Source organism: Paenibacillus xylanexedens (genome assembly GCF_007680605.1).
Lineage (GTDB): Bacteria > Bacillota > Bacilli > Paenibacillales > Paenibacillaceae > Paenibacillus > Paenibacillus xylanexedens_B.
On sequence record NZ_VEIO01000001.1, the window covers coordinates 741,642 to 765,493 of the forward strand.

16 protein-coding genes are annotated in these 23,852 nt (G+C 45.7%); 12 read left to right on the forward strand and 4 right to left on the reverse strand.

Annotated features, from left to right (window positions below; all coding sequences use genetic code 11):
- Positions 1–273: 273 nt before the first annotated feature.
- From FS818_RS03385 to FS818_RS03420, 8 genes are all read left to right on the forward strand, one after another.
- Complete coding sequence (locus FS818_RS03385) at positions 274–3,348, forward strand: X2-like carbohydrate binding domain-containing protein (protein WP_145329676.1); 3,075 nt, start codon at positions 274–276, stop codon at positions 3,346–3,348.
- A gap of 276 nt (positions 3,349–3,624) precedes the next feature.
- Complete coding sequence (locus FS818_RS03390) at positions 3,625–5,160, forward strand: response regulator transcription factor (RefSeq protein WP_145329678.1); 1,536 nt, start codon at positions 3,625–3,627, stop codon at positions 5,158–5,160.
- 23 nt (positions 5,161–5,183) lie between these two features.
- The gene (locus FS818_RS03395; protein ID WP_145329680.1) at positions 5,184–6,953 is read left to right on the forward strand and encodes a cache domain-containing sensor histidine kinase; all 1,770 of its coding nucleotides are present in this window, start codon (positions 5,184–5,186) and stop codon (positions 6,951–6,953) included.
- 333 nt (positions 6,954–7,286) lie between these two features.
- Entirely contained in the window at positions 7,287–8,585 is a 1,299-nt protein-coding gene (locus FS818_RS03400; RefSeq protein WP_186331572.1) for an ABC transporter substrate-binding protein, read from the forward strand.
- 130 nt (positions 8,586–8,715) lie between these two features.
- Positions 8,716–9,615, forward strand: coding sequence for a carbohydrate ABC transporter permease (locus FS818_RS03405; RefSeq protein WP_090923919.1), 900 nt, complete (start codon positions 8,716–8,718; stop codon positions 9,613–9,615).
- Entirely contained in the window at positions 9,608–10,438 is an 831-nt protein-coding gene (locus tag FS818_RS03410) for a carbohydrate ABC transporter permease (protein ID WP_145329682.1), read from the forward strand. The genes FS818_RS03405 and FS818_RS03410 overlap by 8 nt, the downstream gene beginning before the upstream one ends.
- Positions 10,439–10,615: 177 nt before the next feature.
- Positions 10,616–13,666, forward strand: a complete 3,051-nt coding sequence (gene lacZ, locus FS818_RS03415) for a beta-galactosidase, LacZ type (RefSeq protein WP_145329684.1) — start codon at positions 10,616–10,618, stop codon at positions 13,664–13,666.
- 204 nt (positions 13,667–13,870) lie between these two features.
- Positions 13,871–14,176: a hypothetical protein gene (locus FS818_RS03420; protein ID WP_090923916.1), complete on the forward strand. Its 306-nt coding sequence runs from the start codon at positions 13,871–13,873 to the stop codon at positions 14,174–14,176.
- Positions 14,177–14,769: 593 nt separating this feature from the next.
- On the opposite strand, the gene FS818_RS03425 is transcribed toward FS818_RS03420, so the two are convergent.
- On the reverse strand, positions 14,770–15,588 hold the full coding sequence (locus FS818_RS03425) for a hypothetical protein (protein WP_145329686.1): 819 nt from the start codon (positions 15,586–15,588) through the stop codon (positions 14,770–14,772).
- A 112-nt stretch (positions 15,589–15,700) separates the two neighbouring features.
- On the opposite strand from FS818_RS03425, the gene FS818_RS03430 reads away from it, so the two are divergent.
- The 3 genes from FS818_RS03430 to coaD all read left to right on the forward strand — a co-directional run bounded on the left by FS818_RS03430 (position 15,701) and on the right by coaD (position 17,644).
- On the forward strand, positions 15,701–16,045 hold the full coding sequence (locus FS818_RS03430; RefSeq protein ID WP_145329688.1) for a hypothetical protein: 345 nt from the start codon (positions 15,701–15,703) through the stop codon (positions 16,043–16,045).
- Between the two features lie 482 nt (positions 16,046–16,527).
- The gene (rsmD, locus tag FS818_RS03435; RefSeq protein ID WP_145329690.1) at positions 16,528–17,136 is read left to right on the forward strand and encodes a 16S rRNA (guanine(966)-N(2))-methyltransferase RsmD; all 609 of its coding nucleotides are present in this window, start codon (positions 16,528–16,530) and stop codon (positions 17,134–17,136) included.
- A 1-nt stretch (position 17,137) separates the two neighbouring features.
- Positions 17,138–17,644 carry a pantetheine-phosphate adenylyltransferase gene (coaD, locus tag FS818_RS03440; RefSeq protein WP_145332739.1) on the forward strand — a complete coding sequence of 169 codons (507 nt, stop codon included), beginning with the start codon at positions 17,138–17,140 and terminating at the stop codon, positions 17,642–17,644.
- Here the strand turns inward: coaD and FS818_RS03445 are convergent.
- Positions 17,622–18,956, reverse strand: coding sequence for a nucleoside recognition domain-containing protein (locus tag FS818_RS03445; RefSeq protein ID WP_145329692.1), 1,335 nt, complete (start codon positions 18,954–18,956; stop codon positions 17,622–17,624). The genes coaD and FS818_RS03445 overlap by 23 nt on opposite strands.
- 328 nt (positions 18,957–19,284) lie before the next feature.
- Here FS818_RS03445 and FS818_RS03450 point away from each other — a divergent pair, with 328 nt between their 5' ends.
- Positions 19,285–20,325 (forward strand): SepM family pheromone-processing serine protease, encoded by a 1,041-nt coding sequence (locus FS818_RS03450; protein WP_145329694.1) that lies wholly within the window; start codon positions 19,285–19,287, stop codon positions 20,323–20,325.
- A gap of 338 nt (positions 20,326–20,663) precedes the next feature.
- On the opposite strand, the gene FS818_RS03455 is transcribed toward FS818_RS03450, so the two are convergent.
- Together FS818_RS03455 and hmpA are read right to left on the reverse strand one after the other, a co-directional pair.
- The gene (locus FS818_RS03455) at positions 20,664–21,908 is read right to left on the reverse strand and encodes a nucleotidyltransferase (RefSeq protein WP_145329696.1); all 1,245 of its coding nucleotides are present in this window, start codon (positions 21,906–21,908) and stop codon (positions 20,664–20,666) included.
- A 375-nt stretch (positions 21,909–22,283) separates the two neighbouring features.
- Positions 22,284–23,519: an NO-inducible flavohemoprotein gene (hmpA, locus tag FS818_RS03460; protein WP_145329699.1), complete on the reverse strand. Its 1,236-nt coding sequence runs from the start codon at positions 23,517–23,519 to the stop codon at positions 22,284–22,286.
- Between the last annotated feature and the right edge of the window lie 333 nt (positions 23,520–23,852).

Below are 23,852 nucleotides of genomic sequence, written 5' to 3' on the forward strand. Positions count from 1 at the left end.
ACCAAAGGATTACAAATTTTTTTTGAAAAGTGGATATTTGCACAGAGGGGAAAAACGTTTTCTATCGAATGTTATTAATGAAAGAATTATCCATTTTGCGGTAGCGTTCGAAAAAAAAGTTTGTAAGCGCTTAACCGAAAAATGAAGGGAGGTGGGTCTTCTTTAAGGGAGAAGGTATAGATTCGTCTGATACGCCACCCATCAGCAGGATGAGACAGCGGGGATAGACCGAATTGCCAAAATGTACAAACGCGAAAAGGAGGAGTAGTTGAGATGAAAACGTGGATAAGCAAGTTCCGAATCCTGAGCTTAAGTGTGGCTATTGTTACAGCTTCACTCGGTGGTCTGGGGATGACAGGAACTTCAGAGGCAGCGCCAAGTGAGGCCTACGAATGGAAAAACGTTGTTACTGGCGGAGGCGGAGGTTTTATACCTGGTATCATCTTTAACGAATCTGAAAAGGACTTGATTTATGCGCGCACCGATATAGGAGGAGCTTATCGCTGGAATCCGGTGGATAGTAGCTGGACTCCCCTGACTGACTTTGTAGGTTGGGACGACTGGAACAATAACGGGGTAGATGCACTCGCCTCCGATCCCGTTGATCCAGACCGAGTATATATGGCGGTAGGGACGTATACGAACTCATGGGTCAAGGACAACGGATATATTTTCCGTTCCACTGATCGCGGAGATACGTGGGAAAAAACCGAGCTACCCTTCAAGGTAGGGGGGAACATGCCTGGACGTTCCATGGGGGAGCGTCTGGTTGTTGACCCGAATGATAATAGCATTTTGTATTTCGGAGCCCGAAGTGGCAACGGATTATGGAAAAGTACGGATTATGGGGTAACCTGGAGTGAAGTAACCAGTTTCCCGAATCCGGGTAACTATGTTGAAAACCCAGCCAACGAGTATACAAGTGACATTATAGGCTTGGCCTGGATCACCTTTGATGAAACGAGCGGCTCAGCGGGACAGGCTTCACAAACCATTTATGTCGGGGTAGCTGATAAAAGTGAAAGCATATATCGCAGTACCGACGGGGGCTTGACCTGGGATGCTGTTTCCGGACAGCCTACAGGTTATCTGCCTCATCATGGGAAAATGGACGTAGATGGAAGTTTGTATATTACCTACAGCAATGGTGCCGGACCCTATGATGGAACGAAAGGGGATGTCTGGAAGCTGAACACAGCGACAGGGGTGTGGAAGAACATCAGTCCTGTTCCGAGCAGCAGCTCGGATAACTACTACGGCTATGGCGGCTTGGCGATCGATGCCCAGGAGCCTGGTACATTAATGGTCGCAACACTGAATTCCTGGTGGCCAGATGCAATCCTGTTCCGAAGTAAAGATGGTGGGGACACCTGGACACGGATATGGGATTTTGAAGGGTATCCAGACCGCAAATTCAGATATACGCAGGATATTTCCGCGGCGCCTTGGTTAACTTTCGGTGTGAATCCTGCACCGCCGGAAATCTCGCCTAAGCTGGGCTGGATGATTGCTGCCTTGGAGATTGATCCGTTTGATTCCGACCGGTTGATGTACGGAACGGGGGCAACGATCTATGGAACCAACAATCTGACCGATTGGGACCAGGATAAAAAGATTAACATTTCCGTTATGGCCAAAGGCATTGAAGAAACCAACGTCCTGGATTTGATTAGCCCGCCAAGCGGAGCGAATCTGCTCAGTGCACTCGGTGATGTTGCCGGGTTCCGTCATGATGATCTGACCCAAGCTCCAGCGAAGATGTTTACAAACCCGAATTATCCTTCAACGGAGAGTATTGATTTTGCAGAATTAAGCCCGAACACGATGGTCCGGGTCGGGAAAGCGGATTACACGGTTGATCCCAACGCGAAGTCTATCGGCTTATCCAGCGACGGAGGAAAAACGTGGTACAAAGCAAGCGCAGAGCCGTCAGGCACCGCCGGAGGCGGAACCGTCGCCATCTCGGCTACAGGCAACCGTCTGGTCTGGAGCACTTCGGATCGAGGGGTATTCCACTCTGCTGGCGGTAATTCATGGACCGCAAGCACAGGTATACCGGCAGGGGCCAAAGTCATTTCCGACCGGGTCAACCCGAACAAGTTCTATGGCTTCGCTGCAGGGAAAATTTACGTCAGTGTTAATGGTGGAGCATCGTTTACTGTATCTCCGGCTACGGGGCTTCCTGCCTCAGGTAATTCAGACCTCGACGCTGTGCCAGGTGTGGAAGGAGAACTGTGGTTTGCTGGAGGCAATGAAGAAGAAGGGCCTTACGGCTTGTGGCACTCAACAGATTCTGGAGCAACCTTTACGAAGCTTGCCAATGTAGAAGAAGCGGACAGCATCGGTTTTGGTAAAGCGGCTCCCGGGCAAAGTGTTGTCGCTTTGTATGCCGTAGCACAGATTGATGGGACTCGCGGATTTTTCCGTTCCGATGATGGTGGCACGAACTGGGTGCGGATTAACGATGATCAGCATCAGTACGCCCGTGTAACTACAATAACAGGTGACCCACGTATTTATGGCAGAGTATATCTTGGTACCAATGGACGCGGAATACTGTATGCGGACCCGGTTAATGGCAATGGCGGCACACCTACAGTACCTAATTCAACCATCACCCCGGTGACGGCTCAATTTGATCTGAAGGTGGATCAGCAGGCCAATATTCCTGTAACGTTAACACTTAATGGCAATACACTAACCTCGATTCGGAACGGAAATACGATACTTGTAGCCGGAACCGACTATACCGTTGCGGGTAATCAGGTTGTGCTGTCGAAAAACTATTTAGCCACATTACCCAAAGGTACAACAGTGTTAACTTTTCAGTTTAATGCGGGCAATCCTGCAGTGTTGAACCTGACCATCAAGGATACCACAGTGGTCATCCCAGGTGGAACGATTCGCATCGAGATGTACAATGGAACAACGGCAGCTACGGGCAATTCGATCACTCCTAAGTTCAGATTGACGAATACGGGCACGAATCCACTCAATCTCTCGGATGTAAAAATTCGATATTACTATACGATTGACGGTAGTCAGCCTCAAAATTTCTTCTGCGATTGGGCAGCTGTGGGAAGTGCCAATGTTACCGGTACGTTCAGTTCTGTTACTCCGGCACTGCCAGGAGCGGATCATGTGTTAGAGGTTGGATTCAAAGCAACTGCGGGAACGTTGAACGCAGGACAGAGCACGGAAATCCAGACTCGCTTTTCCAAAGACAATTGGACCAATTACATTCAAACGGATGATTACTCCTTTGAAGGAACGCATACCTCTTACGCGGATTGGTCTAAAGTAACCGGATATGTTGCCGGACAACTTGAATGGGGAATGGAGCCGTAACATTCGGTTCATGATTGAATTGAGAAAATAATAATGAACGAGAGGTCTCAAGATGCCTGAGTAGGTCGCGGCGTTTTGGGACTTCTTGTTTTGTCGAATTATAGTGTAAACTATAGGTAGTAACTATTGCTTAAACATAGGATTTAAGATATAACAATATGTACGATTATTATATTGTTCATGTAACCGCTAACAAGGGGAGAGTTTGATAACCAACATATAGAGGGCTAAACCGTATAGATATAGAGTGATAGAAGAGACAGGGGGGTCGCGATCATGAACCGGTTATGCAAGGTGCTGATTGTTGACGATGAATTTCTGGTTAGACAGGGTATTAAGCACCACATGAACTGGGAAGCAGAAGGATTTAATATTGTAGGGGAGGCATCCAATGGCGAAGAAGGTCTGCAACAGGTGGAGTTGTTAAAACCGGATATCGTTATTACCGACATCGTGATGCCTGTCATGGACGGTGAAACTTTTGTTCGTACACTCAAAGCGGGTTATCCGCATATTGAGGTCATTGTGCTGAGCAGTTTCAGTGAATTCGAATATGTTCGATCTACACTGCAGCATGGAGCGGCAGATTATATATTGAAGCCCAAGCTGGATACGAATGAACTTCTGGAAGTGTTAAGACGCACGGCTGGCAAAATACCGGAGCTTCAATACGAGCCATCCCATGACGGCTGGCGGCTTGGTCAATTAATGGAGAAAATGTTGTCCGGATTCACGCTGGACGAAGACAACGAAATGCCTGTTATTCGGGAAAGCTTCCCATTAGGCGCTTTTCGCTTGCTCGCATTTCAGATTGCTGAAGGCAGTTTGAAAAATCAGGATCAGATTGAAGCTGAGGTTAGAAAACGCTTGCCTGAGATTGAATGTGCTATTTTACCAGCGGAAAGCCGATTGTCGGTTATGTTGCTAAATATGAAACCTGAGCAAGATGAAGCTATCGTTAAACAGATCAGGGAATGGGCTGAGGAAGCAGGAGCAGGGCAGCATGCTTCGGTGTGGGTGCTTAGTGAGAGATTTCTTTCTTTTGAAAAGATGGGAAACATCTACCGTGAGCGTCTGCTTAAATTAATGGAGTTTTGTTTCTATTATACGAATCGTGCGATTCTGATTGATGGTGAGCTTCCGCCGATGCATCCCGCAGGGTATCAATTCAACGTCAATATGTTTTTGCAGCATGTAAAACGTAATCGGGTGGAAACGGCCAAAGAATATTTGCATGAACATGCCGCGACACTCGGGAGAGACTATATTGCTGATGTATTTGAGATCAAATCATTTCTGGGTAACTTGATCTTCAATGTCACGATTACCCTGGCAGATATGGATGTACAGTCAGCTGGGCTTGAAGAGAGTAAATATACGTATTTTAAAAACGTGGATGGAGCCTCGACGCTTACCGAAGTGATGCTGGTGCTGGATCAATTCATGACGGAGGTTCAGGAATGTGTCTCCGGTTCAGGAGGCAAACGAAGTGATCCGAATATGACTATGTTGCTGGATTACATGCATGCGCACTATGACCAGCCCTTAGGGCTGTCCGAAGTGGCCAAACATTTTCATTTTAACCCGTCGTATCTATCCAGTTATTTCTCGTCACATAAAAAAGAAGGATTTAATGAATATCTGAACAAGATTCGCATCGAGAAAGCGGAGGAATTGCTACGATCGGATGATGTCACGATATCGGAAATTAGCAGTATGGTTGGGTATTCCGATCACAGTTACTTCTGTAAAGTGTTCAAAAAATTCACAGGACTATCTCCAAGTCGCTATCGGCGTAAATTTTGGGCTTAAATAGAAATGGATGAGATTACTTCATGAAAAAGTGGAAAAATGGCTTGTCGCGTCTCGGATTATTCCCCAAGCTGATTCTGGTTATGGTTGTCAGTATTGTCCTGGTGTCAGTGCTTATATTGTGGACAACGATTCATATGTCAACCAACCTGTTTACTGAAACGTTCAGTATCACGAATTCGAAGGTGCTGAGCCAGATCAAAACGAATTTCGATGCGTTTAACGACTCCATTGCCGCGGTGACGAACAATGTGGCCCAAAGTGGGGCTATTCGGGGGTTTCTATCGGATGGGGATGGGGATTCGGTTACCATGTCCAAATCGTACTACAGTATGCGTGAAACGATGAAGCGGGTTCAGTCCATCATTGAGTTTTATGAAGTAGGTATTACGATTGCAGGAGTAAATGGACGAAGTTTTTCGACCAATCCCTCATACATCCAGAAAACAGCGGAAGAATTAAAACAGGATCAGATCACAAAGGCAGCGACCGAATCGCCGAGTCGTCTGATCTTCGATGACTATCAGGCCCAGACCAAAGAGGGCACATTGCGAATGATCTCTGCAACCAAAGCGCTGACGGATCGAACGAGAAGCAAAATCTACGGTACGGTGTATATCACGATGAGAGAAGAGTCATTCCGTCAGTTCTACGCCAGTTTTACAAGCAGGGGCAATGACGTCGTCATCATGAATGAAAAAGGGGAGATCGTATCCTCTAACCGTGAAGACTGGATGGGCACGACTCAATCTGAACTGTTATCTTATGCCAAAACGATAAATGAAACGGCACCCAAAAACATCAATGCACGAGTCATGGGGCAGGATAGCATCATAGTCTCAGAATATTTGCCGTTTTACCGTTTGTACATGGTAAACATCGTTGACAAAGAATCTGCAATGGGGCAGCTCATTGATATGAAAACGGTCGCGTTGATCTGTGCTGCGATTGTGTTGGCAGCGCTGTTGCTCGTGTTCCTGATTACGAGTCAGATGACGAAGTCGTTGCGCAGACTGGTCAAACAGATGTCCAACATTACGAAGAGTGATCTGGACAACTATATCCCGATCAGCGGCAGTTACGAGAGCAGGCAGTTAGGTCATGCGTACAATTACATGCTGGATGAATTGCATGATTACGTGGATCAGCTTGTACAGACACAGCGTGAGCAACGTAATGCCGAGCTTGCGGCGCTTCAGAGCCAGATTAATCCTCATTTTCTGTATAACACCCTGGCTTCTGTCAAAGTTCTGGTACAGCAGGGTAACAAAGATCGGGCAGCCGAGACGATTAATGCACTGATTGGTTTGTTGCAAAATACGATCAGTGATGTCAGGGAAACGGTGACGGTGGAGCAAGAGGTCGAGAACCTAAAAAATTATGTCTTTATCAACCATGTGCGTTATGGCGGACGGATCAAAGCGGCCTTTTATGTAGCTCCGGATTGCACGCACTATCATGTTCCCAAGCTGGTGATTCAGCCATTTATCGAAAATGCCTTCTTCCATGGGTTTATTAAAAAAGAAACGGGCACGATTCATGTGATGGTTTCCCGCGCGGGAGAATCATTAGTGTGTGAGATCATGGATAATGGTGATGGTATTGCAGGCCTTAATGTAGAAGGTACACTACCCAATCCGAAAAATAATCGTCAACTGTTCAGCGGTATAGGTATTCGAAACGTTCATGATCGGATTGAGCTTTTGTATGGTTCACCGTATGGTGTGACCATCATGAGCAACGTCGGCGAGGGGACAAGAGTCACTGTAACGCTGCCGTTGATTACGAGTTGAACAAGATAATAAAAAGCTTCAAAATACAACAACCCTTCATTTCTGATCCCCGGAGATGAGGGGTTTTTCATATGCAAAATCATGAACGACTTGCATAGTTGTAAAATTTTCAGCTCAAAATAGTACAAAATCAAAAGATAATACAAAAAACTAAATTATGTGCAACCGTTTTCTGTAAAGGTTTTCATTGAGGCAATAAGAAGACAAATCTGCACAAAATTTTTACTAACGAATGGAGAAATGGGAATGATAAGATGAATACATCGAAAGCAACCGCTTTCAGAAAACGCAAACAAATTTACAAACAAAGAGGTCGAAGGGGAGTTGAATGGTTTGAAAAAAATGTGGGTATTGATGCTCGTAACGGTATTGCTGTTGTCCGCATGTTCATCCGGCGGTGGAGGTAAAGAAGCTGCAAGCGGTGGCGGCAGCGAAAAAGCAAACGAAATTACGATCTGGGCTTGGGATAAAGCATTTAACGTTGCTGCTCTGGAGCAAGCTAAAGCCATTTATCAAAAAGAGAACCCTGATCTGAAAATCAACATCATTGAGAATGCTCAAGATGCGATCATTCAGAAGCTGAACACTGGATTGAACTCCGGAACAAGCAGCGGTCTGCCAAACGTAGTTCTGATTGAAGACTATCGTGCACAAAGCTTCCTGAGCGCTTATCCAGATGCGTTCAAAGATTTGTCTTCAACAATTAAAGCATCCGATTTTGCAGAGTATAAAATTGGACCAACTTCTTATGAAGGTAAACAATACGGTATTCCGTTTGACTCCGGCGTAGCTGGTTTGTACTACAGAACAGACTTGCTTGAAGAAGCAGGCTACAAAGCTGCTGACCTGCAAGATATCACGTGGGATGATTACATCAAAATCGGTGAAGCTGTAAAAGCAAAAACGGGTAAAGAACTTCTGTCTCTTGACCCGAACGACCTGGGTATCATCCGTATGATGATCCAAACTGCAGGTAAATGGTACACAGCTGAAGATGGTAAAACACCTGATCTGAACAACAACCCTGCATTGAAAGAAGCGTTCGAAACATACAAAAAAATGATGGATGCTAACATTGTTAAATTGCACTCCGACTGGAGCCAATTCGTTGCCAACGCCAATAACGGTGCCGTAGCAACAATTCCTACAGGTAACTGGTTCTCACCATCCGTTCGTCAAGAAGCTTCCCAATCCGGTAAATGGGCTGTAGCTCCAATGCCGAAAATGGCTGGTCAAGCAAACTCTGTACACGCATCCAACTTGGGTGGTAGCTCCTGGTACATCATGAACGATGTTCCTGGTGCAGATCAAGCGGCTGACTTCATGGCTAAGACATTCGGTTCTAACAAAGAATTATATCAAGACCTGTTGACTAAAATCGGTGCAATCGGTACGTACACACCGGCTGTTGACGGCGAAGCTTACAACAAACCAGATGAATTCTTCAGCGGTCAAAAAATCTTTGCTGATTTCGCTAACTGGACGAAAGAAATTCCAAAAGTAAACTATGGTAGCAACACTTATGCAATCGAAGACATCCTGGTTGTTGAAATGCAAGCATACCTGAACGGTAAATCAATTGATGACGTTCTGAATGATGCACAAAAACAAGCTGAGGCACAATTAAACTAATATCCCAGGGTAACTTATAGAACCTAGGAAACAACGGAGCCATCTCCCTTGTCTGGCGCAAGTCGAGCTGGACAAGGAGAGAGGCTCTGTAGGTTCTACCCATGTTGCATGGAGAGAGAGGAGCCATACTGTGAAAGCCATAAATACAGGAGACAGTCTCCAAAAGAAAAATAATTTGACTGGATGGGCTTTTGTTTTGCTGGCGGTTGTCGGAATTGTAGCCTTCTACTTCTATCCGATGATTCAAGCGCTGCTCTTATCATTCAAGTCAGGCAAAGGTGCCAACCTTGAGTTTTCGGGCCTCGCGAACTACAAAAGATTGCTCGTGGATACCACGTTCCGTACGGCATTATCGAACACGTTTATTTACTTAATCATTCAAGTACCTCTAATGATCATTCTCGGATTGTTCATTTCCGTATTGCTGAATGACAGCACACTGCGTTTCCGCAGCTTTTTCCGTACTGCAATTTTCTTGCCTTGCGTAACTTCACTTGTTGCTTACTCGGTTGTATTCAAGTATTTGTTTGCACCGGATGGTATGGTGAACCAAGCTTTGCTGGGTTTACACATTATCGGCACACCAATTCAATGGATTACCGACCCTTTCTGGGCTAAAATTACGATCATAATCGCCGTTACTTGGCGTTGGACCGGATATAACATGATTTTCTATCTGTCATCCTTGCAAAACATTGATCAATCGATCTATGAAGCAGCGAAGATTGACGGAGCGAATGCGTTCACTCAATTTTTCAAAATTACTGTACCATTGCTTAAACCGATTATTCTCTTCACGTCCATTACATCAACGATTGGTACACTTCAAATCTTTGATGAAATTATGAATATTACCAAAGGTGGTCCAGGTAACGCGACCATGTCGATTTCTCAATATATCTACAACCTTTCGTTCAAATATTCACCGGACTTCGGGTATGCGGCAACCGTTTCGTATTCCATCGTAATCCTGATCATTATTTTGTCCATTATCCAGTTTAAAGTGGCAGGTGATAATAAAAATGGCTAAATCAAGAGCAAAACGCATTTTCACATATGTTTTCCTGTCCATCGTCGCTTTTATTTCCATTTTCCCATTTTTCTGGATGATCGTCAGCGCTACAAATAAATCGGTAGACGTAACTAGAGGCACTTTGCTACCGGGCTCTGCTTTGATTGAAAACATCAACAAATTGCTCGACACCACGAATCTGATTCAGGCACTGGGCAACTCAGCGATTATCTCCATCGTGTCTACCATTCTTGCTCTCTTGATTGGTTCCATGGCGGGTTACGGGTTTGAAGTATATCGTACAAAATCACGTGATGTCGTGTTTAACATCCTGCTCATGTCGATGATGATCCCGTTTGCAGCGATTATGATTCCGCTCTATCGGATGTTTGCAACTATTTCGAGTGCGGCACCGGCAATCGGTATTAACACGATGGCTTCGGTTATTATTCCGACCATTACAACAGCGTTCCTGATCTTCTTCTTCCGTCAGAACACCAAAATGTTCCCGAAAGATTTGCTGGAAGCTGGACGTATTGACGGTCTGAGCGAACTGGGGATTTTCTTGAAAATCTATATGCCTACGATGAAAACAACATACGCAGCAGCAGCGATCATTACATTCATGAGCAGCTGGAACAACTATCTGTGGCCGCTCATCGTATTGCAAACGCCAGATCAGCAAACCATTCCGCTCCTGATCTCCAACCTCGGCGCAGGTTATGCTCCGGATTACGGCGTTATCATGACCGCAGTTGTTATTGCAACACTTCCAACTGCACTGGTGTTCTTCATCATGCAAAAACACTTCGTTGCAGGTATGGTTGGTTCCGTAAAATAAGCATAAGTGCATATCACGTCCAACTGGACGAATGCAGGAAAGAAGGGAGGACGCCTGTACAGGCGTACCTCTATCTTTTTTGTATAGATGCGGCATATCAGAACTACAATGTAAGCTTCAAAGAACTCACAACGAAAACTCATAACGAAATTCGTACTATAGAGGGAGAGAGAGCCGATGAAAGCAACAAAGGCAGATATCAATTGGTTAGGTGACGTAAGTGTATTTGAGGTAAACCGTCTTCATGCCTATTCCGATCACCGCTATTATCAAACGATGGAAGAAGCTGTGGCTTCCGCTGAGATGGCACTTCGTTACGATCTGAATGGAACATGGAAATTCAACTATTCAATCCGTCCCGATTGCCGTCCTGAACTATTTTATACATCCGAGTACTCCAGCGAAGGCTGGGATGATATTGAAGTACCGGGACATATCCAGCTTCAAGGTTACGGACAGATTCAATATGTGAACACGCAATATCCGTGGGATGGATTGAATGAACTCCGTCCGCCAGCTCTGCCGCAGGATAAAAACGCTGTGGGCAGTTACATTCGCACATTCCATCTGCCAGCAGGCTGGGAAGCGAATCCGGTATACATTTCGTTCCAAGGTGTGGAATCCGCATTTTATGTATGGCTGAACGGACAGTTCGTAGGGTACGGAGAAGACAGTTTCACACCATCTGACTTTGACCTGACACCGTTCCTGCAAGATGGAGAGAACAAACTAGCGGTTGAAGTATATCAACGCAGCACAGGTAGCTGGTTAGAGGATCAGGACTTCTGGCGTTTCTCCGGTATCTTCAGAGATGTGTACCTGTATACTGTTCCGGTTGCACACGTTCGTGACGTTCATGTTCGTACCGATTTGGATGCTTCATATACAAACGGTACATTGGAACTGGATTTGAAACTGGAAGGAAAAGCAGCGGCAGGTGCACGGATTGAAGCTGAGCTTTTGGACAAAGAGGGCAATTCGGTTAAATGCCTTGACGCTAATGTCGTGGACAACGGTCTGGTACAGCTGCGTGAGGAAGTAGGCCAAGTTAATCTCTGGAGTGCAGAGATTCCGTATCTGTATCGTCTCTACATCCGTGTGTATGATGCAGCAGGCAACCTTGTGGAAGTTGTTCCTCAAGCTGTTGGTTTCCGTAAATTCGAAATGATCGACAAAGTGATGCACATTAATGGCAAGCGTATTGTGTTCAAAGGCGTAAACCGTCACGAGTTCAACCCGCGCCGTGGTCGTGCTGTAACGAAGGAAGACATGCTGTGGGACGTGCGTACGATCAAACAAAACAATATGAATGCTGTTCGTACATCACATTATCCGAACCAAAGCTTGTGGTATGAGCTCTGCGATGAGTACGGACTCTACGTGATTGATGAGATGAACCTGGAAACGCACGGTTCCTGGCAAAAGCTTGGCGCTGTTGAGCCTTCTTGGGTAATCCCTGGCGATAAGCCGGAATGGCATGATATTGTTATGGATCGTGCAATTTCGATGGTAGAACGTGACAAAAACCATCCGTCCATTCTGATCTGGTCTTGTGGTAACGAATCCCATGGTGGTGAAGTGATCTACAAAGTATCCCAATACTTCAAATCGGCAGACCCGACACGCATGGTTCATTACGAAGGTGTGTTCCACGACCGCCGTTTCAATGACACAAGTGATATGGAATCCCGTATGTATGCAAAACCGGCTGACATCGAGGAATTCCTGAACGATAACCCAACCAAACCATATATCAGCTGTGAATACATGCACGCGATGGGTAACTCCATCGGTGGTATGCATAAATACACGGAACTGGAAGACAAGTACCCGATGTATCAGGGTGGTTTCATCTGGGATTACATTGACCAATCGATCTACAAAAAAGACCGTTACGGTAAAGAGTACCTGGCGTATGGCGGGGATTTCGGGGATCGTCCATCAGACTATTCGTTCTGCGGCAACGGGATTGTACACGCGGATCGTAAAGTGACAGCTAAAATGCAGGAGGTTAAATTCCTGTATCAAAATATCAAGCTGTTCCCAAGCCGTGACGGCGTTAAAATTGTGAACCAGAATCTGTTCGCAGACACTTCCGCGTTTGAACTGGTGTACAGTTTGGAGCGTGAGGGACATGAAGTATTGCGTGGCACACTGGATGTAAATGTCGCTGCCGAAAGCGAATCCGTAGTAGAACTTCCGTTGAATGCAAAGGCTCTTGAAGGTGGCGAATATGCTGTTAACGTAGCATTTGTACTAAAAGAAGCAACGCTGTGGGCTGACAAAGGTGAAGAAGTAGCATTTGGCCAGTTTATTTTCACGCAAGAAAGTAGCCAAGCGGCTGTTGTAACAGATAAAAACGTTGTGAGCGATATTCAGGTGGTCGAAGGTGACGTAAACATCGGCGTTCGCGTTGGTCAAACGCATGCGTTGTTCTCCAAGCAGTTTGGAACACTGGTATCCCTGAAATTCTCCGGACGTGAAACCATTGCGATCCCGCCTGCACCACTGTTCTGGCGTGCAACGACAGACAATGATAAGGGTACAGCAATGGGCTTCGAGCTTGGTGCATGGTATGCTGCCAGCCTGTTGCCACGTTCTGTAGAATGGAAACATGAACAAAAATCGGATCAATACCGGATTGAGTTCACCTATAAATTAAACATCTCGGCCGATGTAGTGGTGAAAGTGACCTATACAGTGCTGGCTGATGGAAGTGTACATGTGCATAACACGTACAAAGGTACTGAGGGATTGCCAAACCTGCCTATTCACGCACTGTCGTTCAGAACATCTCCGGATTATGAGAACGTGGAATGGCTGGCCATGGGACCGGAGGAAAACTATTCGGATCGCGCATTTGGCGCTCGTCTGGGTATCCATGGCAGCAAGGTTGCAGATACGATGGCTCCATATCTCGTACCGCAAGAGTCGGGTAACCGCACAGGGGTACGCTGGGCTAAGCTGACGGACAATGCAGGACGTGGTTTCAAAATCGAAGCTTCCGGTACACCGGTTGAATTGAATGTGTCACCTTATACAGCGTTTGAACTGGAGAATGCGCAGCATGTGTATGAGTTGCCGCCCGTGCATTACACTGTCGTTACGGTAGCCGGTAAACAAATGGGTGTTGGCGGTGACGATAGCTGGGGCGCTCCGGTACATCCGGAATATCAAATTCCTTCCAATGGTGAGCTGAGCTTTGAATTTGTTATCCGTTCACTGTAAAAAGGGAAGTATACGGCAAGAAGTGGCAAGAACAATAAGTGCTGTTGCCGTTAGTGTCAATGTAGCGGTACTTGACTTGAAACATAATTAGTACAGGCAGAGGTTCCCCTGGATGGGGCCTCTGTTTTTTTGCTTTCCTTTATTGAAACCGTTCTCGTTCCATTCTCGTAGAGTACTGGACAAAGAGACCGAGGAGGGGACAAAATGAGCAGAAAAGCAAAAACAGGGGTATGGGTGACGGTGATCGCCGTTCTGGGCATCATTGTTGGATCATTTATATGGTATTTCAATACGGCTTCCGGTGAACGTGCGCTCAAAACGATGAGATCGAATAATGCGGGCGGGTTGGAACGTGTAGTGAAGGTGTATAGTAATTCGGGTGAACTGATTCAGACGTACGAAGGCAAGATTGATGTACAGGATACGGAGTATGGCAACAAAGTGTTGTTTGACCTGAACGGCAAACGGGTTGTGATCTACAATGCTACGATTGTGACCGAGGAGAAATAAAGTAAAGTAAAGTGACAAGTACTCTGGTGATCCTGATTACATAGACAGATCAGGAGACATAATTCTACTTCTGTAGTAAAATTAAGGAAAAGCATGAGAGTTGAGTGATTCAAAATGATGATAATAATAGTTGCTCTTTCCTTGCTGGGTATGTTAGCGTTCTATAGCTTAATTGCTTACGTCTTGATTCGCTTCATTTCAAAAAAGGCTTTTAAAGTGACGTTAACGAAGTTGGAGATAATTGAAATCATAACGTGGGTTGCACTGATTTTTGTTGCTTTTTATACGATCAGATCAGGATCATCTTCTATGTTCTTACCATCTGTACTACTTTTTATAACATTAATGAATATGCGAATCTCGAATCGAAAACAAAGAGAACGTGTCAAACAAGAATGTACTTGAATTGTCGAGACAAGAAGGTTGTACTTTGATTCTGGAGCAAACATTAAGAACGTCAAAAAAGAAGTAAACGCAGTGCTAAAAAAGACTTGTAATCTTTATGAGAAAGAGTGAGATAAGTTATAAAGATGTATATTAAATAGTAGGGCCAACCAAGATTCAAATCATCTTGGTTGGCTTTTTAGTATTTGTTAAATAGGACTCTGACCTCTAAGCTTTAATTCCCATCCATAATTGAAGAATTTAGCTGTTGACTGATTTATAAAATTTGTATTAACTTTAATTCCAACTTCAGTTCCTAGCCCGCCATCAAGAACATCAATCCAACTTGAAGGTGCTACCGCAAGAAAGGTTTTGCCAAAATCTATAGATCCAGGAATTTGAGAGCAATCAGATATTTGTTTTTTTGCCTTTGTATCAATTCCTGGACCGATTTGAGATAACTGACAAGAGTTTGTGCCATAAGGTAAAGCGTTATTGATGTTCCAATTTGCACCTTTATCGTATCGGTAATATGCTTTATCTATACCATTATATATAAAACGATCTTTAGTTTGTGAATGGTAATATAAAGTAATTGTTAGTTTAACAGTATTTGCATCATTTTTGTTGGTGCCTGTCCAAGTAAAGGGGTCAGCATTCACGACCATATTTGTCTTGAACTGCGTTACTTTTTCGCCTGTTTCAATGTTTTCTAAATCTCTATATTTATATGTTTCATTCGTTAATATTTCATAATTAACTTCCTCCGATGGAATCTTAGATTGGGAGTTGTTCATAGAATTAATATTAATTCCATCGTCAGCTATGAGACTATTTCCTTCTACTTTTGTATCGACTTTATTGTTTTCGTTAGTTACGTCATACTCTTTGAGCACTTTAAATCCTTCTGGAACGTCTAAATCATTTGGGAAGTTCTCATTGTTTGGCGAAGCCGCAACAGGGGACAAGGAACATAATAAAAGGATTGCTGTTAACCATGCACTAAATAAGCCATTTCTAAATCTCATATAATTCCTCCTAAATTATGGATTTTACACTCGGTTTTTTAATTAACCAAGGAACCATATATTGAATCAGAATAGATAATTTAGGTTATTATTAGATTAGGAGGGATGTATCGTGAGAAGGAAAATAATATTATTCATGTGTCTAACTTTTCTTTTAATTTTCATAAGTGCCTGTGGTAATGGTGATATTAAGCACACTAAAAGCGAGAATTGGGATGTTGCATTTCAAAGATCAACAGGAACATTTGGGATGACATATATTGGGGAAGAGAAACAAATAAAAGATTTGGTATATAGTGTGACTGGTACAAACATTGAACAAGAAGGTAGGGCTTACGAGGAACAGGATACGCCATTTAAGATTTCTGGGGTGGTGACCGATTCGGAGAAAACTGAAGGTCCAATTAAATTTGATATCCATTGGAATAATAAAAGCGAAAGTGTGACTTTCGAATGAACTAGATTGTAGAATCTTAAGTAAGTTGCTATCACCTGAATGTTTTATTTTATTGTAAGAATTAGATTGAGCAATTGAAATGGAAGTGATAATGAAACAGGAGACTTTTTAATATGTCAACAACTGGTCAACAATTATTATAAAATTATTTGAACTTGGATATATCTTTTGAATTTGAAACCTCAAATAAAAGTTCAAACAACAAAAAGAAGCCCTCTTTCGAGAGCTTCTTTTTCATGGGAGAGGAGAAACCGGACGAAGAGCTTATGGGGAAACGTAAGTCTTCTCCGCGGTTGTCTACGACACTTGTGATGTCGATAATTATAGAATGGCCCAAGGGTTTCCTTTTTATACATATCTGTCAACAATCCGTCAACAATTTTTTGTATAGGCAGAAGCAGTGTTTTTCAAACGGAACTGGAGTGTGGTACGATAGGTTAAAGAATAAATATATGTACATAGAGAGAAAAGGTGACGTATTCGTGAGAGTGGTATCTGGAAGTGCGAAGGGCAGGCCGCTGAAGGCTGTTCCCGGCACAGGTACGCGTCCAACCACTGATAAGGTGAAGGAAGCGTTGTTTAGCATGATTGGCCCTTATTTTGAGGGCGGCGCAGCATTGGATCTGTTTGCAGGCAGTGGAGGTCTCGGGATCGAGGCGCTGAGCCGCGGCATGGACAAGGCTGTTTTTGTTGATCTGGAAACGAAAAGTATTGAAGTGATCCGCGAAAATCTGAAGGCAACGAAGCTGGAGGGTCAGGCGGCTGTATATCGGAATGATGCAGGTCGTGCGCTCAAAGCGCTGGCTAAACGTAACACAACATTTGATCTGGTGTTTCTCGATCCGCCCTATCGCATGAAGAACGGACACGAGTTCATGTTAACGATGCACGAACTGGAATTGCTTGAAAAGGGTGCAACCATCGTGCTTGAGTATGAGTTCAAACATGAATACCCCGAGCAATTTGGCCCGTTTGAACAAACGCGTAAAGCGGTATACGGGGATACAGCTGTATCCATTTACGATTATGTACCCGGTGCGGCAGAGGATGAAGAAAACAGCATCACAGAAGAGGAGGCTCCTCATGACTGAAATGATTCATCGGCAGGAACGCATTGCTGTATATCCAGGAAGCTTTGATCCCGTAACGATGGGGCATCTTGATATTATTGCGAGAGCGTCGAAACAGTTTGACCGTGTCATCGTCGCTGTGTTGAACAATATGAGTAAAAATCCGATGTTCACCGTAGAAGAGCGTAAGGAATTGATTCGAACGGTAACCAGCGATCTGCCCAACGTTGAGGTGGACAGCTTCCGTGATCTGACGGCCAATTATGTGCGGCAAAAGGAAGCACAGGTCATCGTGCGAGGCATTCGCTCTGTGACTGATTTTGAGTATGAGCTTATGCTTGCATCCACTAACAGCAAGTTGAACCCGGATGCGGAAACGATTTTTATGATGACCAACCCGAAATACTCCTACCTCAGTTCCAGTATCGTTAAAGAAATCGCCCACTATCATGGGGATGTAACGGATCTGGTATCACCTGAAGTTGAAGCTGCGCTTCGCCAGAAGATCAGCGAGAAAAAAGGCGGTTAATCCATAAGGTAAGGCCGGAAAGACCGATCATCACCCCAAGAAGTAAAGCGAGACTTAGGGCTGCTGCAGGAAAGCTGTTCCAGATGAGTTGCCATGTACTTGTGGTGTCTGGAAATTGCAGAAACGGCCAGTAGAACAAAGAATTTGAGCGCTCTACCGCAGTGGTCTGCCACGTGGTCCATACTTCCGTGCTATACCGGCCGAAGGGTTCCCACAACCAGAGGGTAAGGCTAAAGGCGGTTAACCCATGTCCTAATCGAACGATAATAAAAAAGAGCACGGATTGCAGTCCGGGAATGGCTGTTCTTAGCATCGATGAGACTTGCAGATGCGAGCATACGCCTCCCCAGCCAAGCGCACCTGCCAGGAATGCCATCAGTAGGGCGGGTGCTATTGCTGTTTTGCTAATATGATATGTCCCCAGGTGAAGCTCCAGCACAGCAGGCCAAACTGCAGCTGAAATACCGGGAGTCAGGTAGAGGGAGAGCAACCGGATGAATACTGCAAAAACGATGATGTAACCTCCAGTTAACATTAGAACCTGTACGGCATGAGATACAGTGTCACCCAATAATTTTCCAAAACCTCGTGCATCCCGGCTATGTGCTTCTCTAGCGGCGAGCAACATACGCGAACCAATGCGAAGTCTCTGAGATTTCGGAGCTAAGGGATGCGGTTGCTTCTTATCGGTCTCTGCTTGATGTTGGACGGATGAGAGAGAACGGACGGCTTTGTTAGGTGATATGGATTCTGGTACAAGATTTTTTTGGCGGGATGCAGGGCTGAAACGAATGGCAACGGCGGCTGCAATCCAGCCACTGATCCAGTGTATGATGAGTAGAAAATATCCGGCGGCAGGATTTTGAAGAAAAGCACCTCCAACAACAAGCAGAATCATCATGGGGTTGGCAAAATGGGCTGCTGCCGTAATAATAACCGCCTGTCTGGCGGTCATTTGTTGATCCTTGAGTAATCGGGATACGGCATCTATGGCGGCTGGAAAACCTCCACACATGCCCACAGCGAGAGCGAAGCCGGTATGGCCTGGCAACTTGAACAAAAGTCTCATCAGAGGCTCTAGCAGAACCCCCAAGGCGTGGGTAAAGCCAAACGCGGTCAGCATCTGGGATAACATCAGGAACGGTAGCAGGGCGGGAAAGACAATTTTCCACCAGATGTCGAGTCCCTGAATGGAGGCGTCGAAGGCTTCTTTGGGAGATGCAACTATTGCAACAACCAGCATAAATGCACTGGCGCTCAGGAATACGGTTCGTACCAAACCCGGACTTCGAACCTCGCTGGATACGGTCATCGTTTCACCTCATATCAATTAACGCCTCTCGGGCATTGGGATTATAGTGGACGGCCGAATCACGTTCGTAAACGGTTCGGCCTTGACCGGATAGACGGCGAATCATCCTGCGGCCTATCCGGCCTGTACCATTGTATGCAGGAACAGCAAGGTGTTAGACTTGGATTGTAACCATATGGAATAAGGATGGGCTAAAAGTTTACATGAACGCATACCTTGTGGAGTTGATTTAGAGAGCCATTTTCTCATAATGGAATACTGCATAAGCGGCGTTTTAGTGTAGAGCTTGGGTTCAGCTTGAATAGGATAAAGAACGGAGGCTCATGAGATGAATCGGTTCCGGAAAACGGGTGGTTTCAGAGCTTCGATCTACGTGATCGCGGTGGCTCTGATCGTCTATCTTACGGTGTACATGCCAACGCCGTATATTATTTATACGCCTGGCAGTGCGGATGAAGTTAAACCGATGGTTACCGTGAAGGGCGGTGACAAAGATGAAAAAGGCGTATTCATGATGACCACCGTGTCGGCGACGTATGCCAATTTATTTTTGCTAGCTACTTCTTACTTTGATAAAAATGCGCAAGTGGATAAAAAGGAAGATCGTCTGCGTGGCAAAAGCGAGGCGGAATACTCCGCTGAACAGGTCTGGTTCATGAGTGATTCGCAATCCTCCGCCATGGAAGCAGCCTATGAGAAAGCGGGTATTGCATACTCCATTGTGCCTGAGAACATCTTTGTGTTTGGTCTTTCGGAAAATCCCAAACCGGATGGAGATATTGAACCCGGAGACATTATACTGGGTGTGAACGGTACAGCTACACCGGATAATACGGTGCTTGCCAAACAGCTGGAAGGAAAAAAAGCCGGGGATACGGTGGAGATGCAATTGGAGCGCGGCGGTGAGACGATTAGCCGGGATATCACGCTGGTTGAGGTGAAAGACAGCAAGACAGGCAAGATGCGTACTGGACTTGGGGTGATGATCGGTGCGGTGCAGAAGGTGAAGCCGGAAGACCCGAACAAACAAATCACGTTTTCAAGCACGCAGGTGGGAGGTCCTTCTGCCGGATTAATGTTCACGTTGGAAATTTACAATCAGTTGACTCCTGGTGATCTGACCAAGGGACATCGGATTGCTGGTACAGGTACGATTACGAAGGATGGTGTTGTAGGAGCCATTGGCGGTGTGCAACATAAAATAGTCGCTGCCGACCGTAAAAAGGCGGAAATCTTCTTTGTACCTAAAGATAATTATAAAGAAGCTGAGGCCAAAGCAAAAGAGATCAACACTCCAATGAAGCTTGTGCCCGTTAGCACACTCGATGATGCTTTGACCTACCTGAACACCATGTCCGTAAAGTCGTAAGTGGAATGAGATGCGTTTAGAAGAGCCTGGACAGTTGCTTTTTCTAAAAAGTGAAGGGCACGCTCGAAAAAACAGGTATAGGGCGATTCTTACAGAAGAACATAAAGCAGTGAATGGAACGATGTCACAGTAAGTATCAAGGTGAAGTTAAATATTACGATATGTATTCATAGGTATGATAACCATGTAAGACCTTGCTTTTAAAATAATGAAATGAAGAAATCCCTTGTGATGGCGGCCAAAGGCTGGACACAGGGGATTTTTTGCTGTTTTTTTTATAGTTTGAATCGTATTGGTATATATGCATTTTGTGGCTTTGAATCATTGGGCGAGATCAATTAGATTCTCACGGGTGATTCGTAGTAGTCGCTAAACATTATGCGTGATATGCTGCTTGAATCCTGCTGGTCATGGGCAAGAGCATAGGCGGCTTGCGCCTGGATATCCAATTCCAGTTGAGCATGTTCAAACGTTGAGGGTTTCATTACAACAGGCAGGGTGGCTGTTCTTTTCATCTGTTTGAGCAGACTCTGGCCTGTTGAAGTAAAGCCGAGGATTCGCAGATATCCGGGTCCGGTGGCTAACCGCTCTGGTGAGCATTCATCCTTCGTGTGGTTCAGAAGTATGTGGGCAAGCATGCGCTGCAGTTTGGTGCGCGTGTAACGCCGGGTTTTGAGCGCATTCAGGAGAGTTTCGACGGAAGGCTCGGGGAGCTGGGCGAGTGCACGTATAAGCCGATGCTCCAGTCCTTCCGTGACTTCGGCGATACGTTCCAGCTCGGAGGCACGGCGGGTGGCCGCGATGTGCAGCAGCGGCTGGGCAAAGCGCTCCCAGTGCATGGGAGCGCGTCCTTCTTGCCATTCGCGATGCAGAATGGCAAGTGTTGCCGCCGGCACGTATGGTGCCGCGGCATCGGGCCCGTCCGCCAGCAACAGGCGGCGGACAGCTGTGGCACTGGCGATCGCCCCCGGACCGGGCGTCGCCTGGTGATAGGCGGCACCGGTACGTGCCGCCGTCAAGGGCTGGATCGCGCTGCCAAGCCGTTGCAGCGCGATGAGGTAGTGCAGCCCAAGCGAATTGTTGGGCTGCTCCAGCAGTGCGGCGGCGTCGTGAGCATCGACGCCGCCGGGCGCCAGCGCTGCCGCCGCGCCTGCGTACGCGGCGGGGTAGCTGGCGCCCTCCCGCAGGCGGCGCGCGATATCCTCGCGCAGCCCTGCGGGCTCCACAGCCAGCACGCGCGCAATGCGCTGCAGGCTGTCGATGTCGCCGGACTCGCTGCCAAAGCAGAGCGAGTCCACAACCCCGGTGCGGTGAAGCAGCGATACCGCACCAAAGGCAAACCACTCCGCCGGTTGAACCGCATAGGCAACCGGCAATTCCATCACGAGATCGGCGCCAGCATGGAGCGCCATCTCGGTGCGTGCCCTTTTACCAACGATGGCGGGTTCGCCACGCTGGAGAAAAGGGCCGCTCATCACGGCAACAACGGCGTCTGCTCCGCTAAGCCGCCGCGATTCATTCAGATGATGCACATGTCCGTTGTGCAACGGGTTATATTCCACAATAACGCCTACAGCTTTCATGAGCGTTACTCCTTTCGTACTTTAACTATAGCAAACTTATTCTTAAAAATATTCAGGCAGTAACCTGCCTCTGCAGTTGTTCTGTCATCTTCGTATCTGCATACATAAGTAGTCATAAACAATCAGTTCACCGTCAAAGCTCATTTTACCTCTTTCATCATATTTCATCATAGAGTAGAGCCGGCATTAGAGCAAATGATGAAAAAAGGCACAGAACCAGCATCCGCAGATGCTGCCTGTACCTGAAATATAGTCCTGATTATTTTTCGGAAAATCTTTCATAAGAAAATACCTAAGAAGTAACCGCCACTTCCTCGGAATCCATTTTTGTACCTTTAAGATGAATTCTACACATTTTTCGACTATATTTTATGCTCAGACATTCTCCGTAGCAGGAGCAAGACTGGCTTTTGGCCCGAAAAATTCATAATGGATACGATCTTCTGCAACACCAATGGACAGAAGTTCTGCATATAACGAACGCATAAACGTGACAGAGCCGCACAGATAATAGTTCGCATCCGGTTCTTGAATCACTTGACGAAGCCATGCTGCATCCATGTATCCCTGTTTATAAGCCAGCTCATTTTCCAGATCGGAATCGGCAGGCGAAGTGTAACAATAGTGTGCGTTGAGATTAACATGCTCATGAGCCAGTTGACTTACGTGATCGCGGAACGCGTGCGATAATCCGTTCGGGCTAGCATGTAAAAAGGTAATGGAACGCTGATCATCCGACTCCAACATTGTATTCAGCATGCTGACCATAGGGGTTATCCCTGCACCTCCGCTTAACAGCACAACAGGACGCGGATCTTCCATATCCAATATGAAATCACCCGCAGGAGCGGAGAGTTCGACCAGGCTCCCCTCTGTAATATGATGGTGAAGATAATTGGAAATTACACCGTCAGGGCGATCCGATCCACCCGATTCACGTTTCACGGATATACGAAAATAGGGTTTGCCAGGTGCGTCGGAAAGGGAATACTGACGAATCTGGGTGAATTCCTGTCCGGCAGGCTGGATTTTAATGCTGATATATTGTCCTGCCTTGTATGAAGAGATAGACTTGCCATCCTCCGGTATCAAATAAAACGAAGTGATGAGTTCGCTTTCTTGTACTTTTTTCGCAACTTTGAAGGTTCTGAAACCGTCCCATCCACCCGTTTGATTTTCGGCTTCGCTATACATATCCTGCTCGATGCCTATAAAAGCATCTGCAATCATTTGATAAGCATCGTCCCAAGCGGCTAAAATTTCATCGGTTGCGACATCACCGAGTACATCTTTGATGGCTTGAAGCAGATAAGTGCCAACGATAGCGTATTGTTCAGGTACAATGCCGAGGCTACGGTGTTTGTGAGCAACCTGACGAACGGCTGGCAAAATAGCCGCGAGGTTATCGATGTGCATTGCCGCGGTGTAAACCATGTTGGCGAGTGCGGCTTGCTGGCGGCCTTGTTTTTGATTCGCGTGATTGAAAATGTTTAATAGCTCCGGATGAGCCGCAAACATCGTTTGATAAAAGTGGCGTGTAATGGCTTCTCCATGAATTTCAAGTACGGGTACAGTAGATTTGATTACGTTAATCGTTTGTTGGCTTAACATGTATTTTCCCTCCCGATTTTCTTTTGAAATATCAATAATAGATTGTTATAAAAATGGTTGTGAAAGTTACTTTGTGATTGAATCTACGAAAAGTATAGGCATCAGATTTAGCGACCTGTGTGACATAGATCACACCATTTGTTAACGATTGGTGACCGATGTAAGGAGCGGAGAGCAACAGAATATAAGCAGAGGGGATAGAAACATAAGTATAAGTGTAGGGATGACTTGTAGTTAAGATGGAGTAGGTCTATAATAGACCAGATGTGGCGGTTTAATCGAAGTGATCGTTTTCCGCAAAGGGTGTAAAGTTAAAAGTGTTGACAAACCTCT